This is a genomic window from Streptosporangium sp. NPDC006013 (assembly GCF_040614275.1).
GTDB lineage: Bacteria > Actinomycetota > Actinomycetes > Streptosporangiales > Streptosporangiaceae > Streptosporangium.
Map to the genome: position 1 here is coordinate 1 of NZ_JBEXUE010000681.1, position 4190 is coordinate 4190.

Sequence of the window (4190 nt, forward strand, 5' to 3'; positions counted from 1 at the left end):
TACGCCCGGGCGTCGCGGACCGGCGAGCCGATCGGCGGGATCTCGCCCGTTTTCACCCCACAACGAGATGTGGGGGCCGCGCCCTGTCGTACTACGGCAGGATGCCGCCCTACTAGAGGATGTCGACGCCGACGCCGCCGATGCCGACGAGGCCGCCGATGCCGACGCCGTGGCCGACGCCGCTACCGCTGCTGATCACGTTGCCACCGCCGACGATGTTGTTGCCCCGGCCGATGCCGCCGCCGAGGATGCCGCCGCCGATGCCGCCCCCGTAGACGCCGCCCCCGTAGACGCCGCCGCCGTAGATCCCGCCGCCGTAGACGCCGCCGCCGTAGATCCCGCCGCCGTAGACGCCGCCGCAGCCGGCCCCGTAGACGCCGCCGCCGTAGATGCCGCCCCCGTACACGGGAGCCGCGACCACGGTGGGAGCCGCGACCACGGCGGTCGGGCAGGCGACGGCGAGCGGCGCGCTGACGACGCCGACGCCGCAGCAGTCGGCCTTGGCGGCCTTGGCCTTGGCCACGGACTTGGTCGCGGCCTTGGTGGTGGAGGTGGTGGAGGACGTGGACGCGGAAGCGGCCACGGCCGGTGCGAGGACGGCGATGCCGACGCACGCGGAAGTGATGAGAAGACGACGAATCATGTGTGGTTCCCCCTGGAAGGAAATCGCGGCAGTGTCTGGGGTCTCTGGAACGGACCGTCTGCGCGCGGCTACTCAAAGTAACGGGAGTGAGACTATCCAGCGACATGCTTTGGGGAGGGTCAAGAATGGTCAGCTTGTGGCAATGATCGAAGAGCCGTGGCCGAACAGGCCCTGGTTGATCGCCAGCCCGATCCGGGCGCCTTCCACCTGCCGGGCTCCCGCCACGCCCCTCAACTGCCAGGTCAGCTCGCAGACCTGGGCGATGGCCTGGGCGGGGACCGCCTCGCCGAAGGAGGCCAGCCCGCCGGAGGGATTCACCGGGATCCGGCCGCCGAGCGCGGTGTCTCCGGCGCGCAGCAGCTTCGCGGCCTCGCCCCGCGCGCAGAGGCCGAGGTCCTCGACCCAGTCGAGCTCCAGCGCGGTGGACAGGTCGTACACCTCGGCGAACGACAGGTCGTCGGGGCCCAGGGCCGCCTCCTCGTAGGCGGCGTGGGCGATGGCGGCGCGGAACGGGCGCTCGGGGGGCGGCACCGCCGCGGTGGAGTCGGTGGCGAAGTCCGGCAGTTCGAGCACGGTGCTGGGGAAGGACGGTGTCACCGTGGAGACGGCCGCGAGCCGTACCGGGCGGCTCACGCCGTGGCGGCGGGCGAACTCCGCGGAGGCCAGGACCAGCGCGGCGCCGCCGTCGGAGGTGGCGCAGATGTCCATCAACCGCAGCGGGTCGGCCACCAGGGGGGAGGCGAGCACCTGCGCGGCGGTGACGGTCCTGCGGTAACGGGCGTTCTCGTTCGTCGAGCCGGCGAGGGCGTTCTTCACCTTGACGGCGGCGAAGTCCTCGGCGGTGTCGCCGTACAGGGCCATCCGCCTGCGCGCGTAGAGCGCGAAGTACGCCGGGTTGGTGGCGCCGAGCAGCCGGAACCTGAGCCAGTCGGGGTCGTCGGGGCGGTCGCCGCCCACCGGCGCGAAGAACCCCTTCGGCGTGGAGTCGGCACCGACGACCAGCGCCACGTCGCAGAGGCCGGCCAGGATGCGGGTCCTGGCGATGTCCAGCGCCTGCGCGCCCGAGGCGCACGCCGCGTAGCACGAGGCGATGCGCGCCCCGTTCCAGCCCATGGCCTGGGCGAAGGTGGCGCCGGCGACGAAGCCCGGGTAGCCGTTCCTGATGGTGTCGGCACCCACCACGAACCGCACGTCCGTCCACTCCAGACCCGCGTCGCGCAGCGCGGCCCTGGCCGCCGCCACCCCGTACTCGACGAAGGGCCGCCCCCACTTGCCCCAGGGGTGCATTCCCGCGCCGAGGATGACGACGTCGCTCATGAACTCTCCCCGTTCTGCCGCTCCGCTGTGGTGCCGGGGGTGCCGGGGGCGCCCCACATCCAGACCAGCGGGCCGTCGGCGAGCGGGCCCGTGGTCAGTTCGAGCTCCATGCCCACCCGCAGGTCGTCCACCGTGAGGTCCTTGACCTGACCGAGCACGACGATCCCCGTCCCCGCCAGCTCCACCGCCGCGAGGGTGACGGGAACATAGGGATCGGCGGTCACGAACGGGGCGGGCGGTGGGTAGCAGGAGTTGGTGTAGGACCACACGGTGCCCCGGCGCGGCATGCGCGTCTCCGCCAGGTCCTCGCCGTCGCAGTACGGGTTGCGGCAGAAGCCCGTCCGGGGCGGGAAGTAGACGGTCCGGCAGTCCGCGCAGCGGGTGCCGAGCAGGTGCGCGGTGCCGCCGTCCACGGTGAACCAGCCGTTGATCACGGGTGCGGTCATAGGGCCAATATGACACAAGCGCTTGCTAGGTAACATCCCCCCTTCGGGGAGCGGGCCCGGCGGAGATCCGCGGGCCGGCCGCCGACCCACATGTCATGGCGCGGGTGAGAGACGCACGCGGGCTCCCGGCGGCAGGCCCAGTCGTTGGGAGGCGTCGCCGGAGTTGATCGCCAGCGCGACCAGTCCGACCGAGTCGGTGAAGGCCACGACCTCCCCGGGAGGGACCGCGGTGAAGGACTCCCTGAACGGCACCGCGAGCCGCCATCCGCCCAGCCAGACCACCAGGGTGTCTCCCGGTGAGACACCCAGCGTCACCAGGTCGGCGGCGCCGATCGACAGCTGGACGTTGCCGTGCCGGTTGACCGACAGCACCTCCCCCTCGGCATAGTCGTCCTGGACCGTCGAGGTGGGCGCGGGCAGCGAGATCAATCGGTTTATCGGGATCTCCGGCCCCAGTTCGGCCGGCTGCCGCCCGATCGCCAGATGCGCCGCGACGGGCGCGAAGAGGTCGCGCCCGTGGAAGGTCGGCGAGAGAGGGGGCAGGAAGAACTCCTCGTTGGACAGCTCGTAGGCGGCCCGCGCGCCTCCGCTGGCGTGGATCGCCCACGACAGCAGCCCGTTGTCCGGGCCCAGGAACACGTGGTCGCCGGCCTCGACCGCCACGGCCCTGCGCGAGCCGCTGGGATCCACCGCGGCGACGTGCACGCCGGGAGGCAGGTAGGTGATCGTCTGGGCCAGGATCGCCGCACCGCGCCGTACGTCTCCCAGGGGCACCAGATGGCACACGTCAATGATTCGCGACTCCGGAGAGATTCCGACGATCACGCCGTGACAGGCGGCGATATAGCCGTCTTCCAGTCCGTAGTCGGTGAGAAGGCTGATGACAGAGGTCACACTTGGTGACTGTACGGCTCCGCATCCGTCATGAACAGCGCGAAATTCCGGACTATTCTGACTTCGGGCCGCGTGTGCGCGGTGTCATCGCCATGTGCCCCGACCGAGGAGGAAGCCATGGACACCGAGCCGACCCCCGGTGACAGTGCCGACGGCGGGGCTGCCCGAGAGCCCGCGTCGCGTGCTCTCACCGACAGGGAGCGGGAGTTGCTCGCCTTCGAGCGCCGGTGGTGGCGCCACGCGGGCGCCAAGGAGCAGGCGGTCCGCGAGGCCTTCGACATCTCCGCGACGCGCTACTACCAGCTGCTCAGTGAGCTCATCGAGCTACCTGCGGCACTTGCCCACGACCCGATGCTGGTCAAGCGCCTGCGCCGGCTCCGTGAGACGCGCCGGAGCGACCGAGCCGCCCGGAAGACGGGCTTTCGCCCCTGATGCTGGGTACGACCGGTCGGGCAGCCGGCCGCGGAGGGTGGGACTGATGAGGCGCGCCCGGATTGGCCGAGAAGCCGGGAAAGATGGCTTGCGTTGCTGATCTCCGGGTACGACCGGTCAGGCGGGCGATCGCCGGAGGGCGGGGCCGATGGAGACGGTGGAGACGGAGAGGAGCCGGACATGACGGCGAACCCGCCCGACGGACTGAAGGCGATCGTGGCCGACCCCGGGGGAGCGGTGATCGGGCTCGACTTCGACGGCACGCTGTCCCCGATCGTCTCCGACCCCGCGGAGGCCAGAATCCATCCTGGTGGGCCCGAGGTGCTGGCCAGGCTCGGCGGCCTGGTCGGCGCCGTGGTGGTCGTGACCGGCCGCCCGGCCGCCACGGCCGTCGAGTACGGCTCCCTGGCCGGCGTGCCCGGCCTGGTGGTGCTCGGACACTACGGCCTCGAACGCTG

At 71.6% G+C, this 4190-nt stretch carries 6 protein-coding genes; 2 read left to right on the forward strand and 4 right to left on the reverse strand.

Features of this window, described 5'->3' with window-relative positions; translation table 11 throughout:
* Positions 1–112: 112 nt before the first annotated feature.
* From ABZ260_RS47720 to ABZ260_RS47735, 4 genes are all read right to left on the reverse strand, one after another.
* Positions 113–643: a hypothetical protein gene (locus ABZ260_RS47720; RefSeq protein ID WP_350915595.1), complete on the reverse strand. Its 531-nt coding sequence runs from the start codon at positions 641–643 to the stop codon at positions 113–115.
* Positions 644–772: 129 nt separating this feature from the next.
* Positions 773–1960 carry a lipid-transfer protein gene (locus tag ABZ260_RS47725; RefSeq protein WP_350915597.1) on the reverse strand — a complete coding sequence of 396 codons (1188 nt, stop codon included), beginning with the start codon at positions 1958–1960 and terminating at the stop codon, positions 773–775.
* Complete coding sequence (locus ABZ260_RS47730; RefSeq protein WP_355563766.1) at positions 1957–2406, reverse strand: OB-fold domain-containing protein; 450 nt, start codon at positions 2404–2406, stop codon at positions 1957–1959. Before ABZ260_RS47730 ends, ABZ260_RS47725 begins: the two co-directional genes overlap by 4 nt.
* Positions 2407–2499: 93 nt before the next feature.
* Positions 2500–3300: an SAM-dependent chlorinase/fluorinase gene (locus ABZ260_RS47735; RefSeq protein WP_355631671.1), complete on the reverse strand. Its 801-nt coding sequence runs from the start codon at positions 3298–3300 to the stop codon at positions 2500–2502.
* Between the two features lie 117 nt (positions 3301–3417).
* On the opposite strand from ABZ260_RS47735, the gene ABZ260_RS47740 reads away from it, so the two are divergent.
* Together ABZ260_RS47740 and ABZ260_RS47745 are read left to right on the forward strand one after the other, a co-directional pair.
* Positions 3418–3732 carry a DUF3263 domain-containing protein gene (locus tag ABZ260_RS47740; protein ID WP_350915603.1) on the forward strand — a complete coding sequence of 105 codons (315 nt, stop codon included), beginning with the start codon at positions 3418–3420 and terminating at the stop codon, positions 3730–3732.
* A 180-nt stretch (positions 3733–3912) separates the two neighbouring features.
* Positions 3913–4190, forward strand: a 278-nt coding sequence (locus ABZ260_RS47745) for a trehalose-phosphatase (RefSeq protein WP_355631675.1), incomplete at its 3' end; no start/stop codon positions are given.